General features: G+C 62.2%; 1 protein-coding gene. It reads left to right on the forward strand.

The features are described from left to right. The coding region (locus tag EOA85_RS37955; protein WP_164760178.1) for a glycine--tRNA ligase subunit beta at window positions 1-898 on the forward strand (898 nt) is incomplete at both ends.

An 898-nucleotide genomic window follows, 5' to 3' on the forward strand; every position in this document is an offset into this window, starting at 1 on the left:
CCGCAAATATGCGCTGCTGCAAGGCGAGCATCCCTCGGTCGCCACCGCAATTGAGGAACACTACAAGCCGCAAGGTCCATCCGACCGCGTTCCGAGAGATCCAGTGTCGGTCGCCGTCGCGCTCGCCGACAAGCTCGATACGCTGGTCGGGTTCTGGGCGATTGACGAAAAGCCGACGGGGTCGAAGGATCCCTATGCGCTGAGAAGAGCCGCGCTGGGCGTGGTGAGGATTTTGGTTGAGAATCGTGTCCGGCTTGCGCTGACATCTCTCTTCGACCGCGCTTACCAGATGGCGAACTATCTCGCGTCCGGACGGCCCTTTAGCGCCGATCTCCTCGCCTTCTTCCACGACCGCCTGAAGGTCTACCTCCGTGACCAGGGCGCGCGGTATGATCTGATCGATGCGGTGTTGTCAGCGGGCTCGCGCCCAATCTCCCCCCTAGAGGGGGAGATGTCGGCCAAGCCGACAGAGGGGGGCGCTGTCCCGCCAACCTCTCATCCTGTCGCGCCCCCCTCTGCCCTGCCGGGCATCTCCCCCTCAAGGGGGGAGATTGGCCAATCGCCGAACGACGACCTCCTGCAAATCGTCCGCCGCGTGCAAGCACTTGGCTCCTTCCTCGACACCGAGGACGGCAGGAACCTGCTTGCCGGCACCAAGCGTGCGGCCAACATTCTGGCCGCCGAGGAAAAGAAGAAAACGACGGTTGCCGAACGTGCTGAGCCGGCTCTGTTTCGGGAAGGGGCCGAGAAAGCGCTGTTTGCCGCGGTAAATCAGGCCGAGAAGGAAGCCGGCGAAGCGATTCAAAACCAAGACTTTTCCGCCGCCATGCTGGCGCTCAGCGCGTTGCGCGAACCGGTTGATTCATTCTTTGAACGCGTTCTCGTGAATGATGAGGAC

This window comes from Mesorhizobium sp. M5C.F.Ca.IN.020.29.1.1, from assembly GCF_003997375.1.
Classification (GTDB): Bacteria; Pseudomonadota; Alphaproteobacteria; order Rhizobiales; family Rhizobiaceae; genus Mesorhizobium; species Mesorhizobium wenxiniae.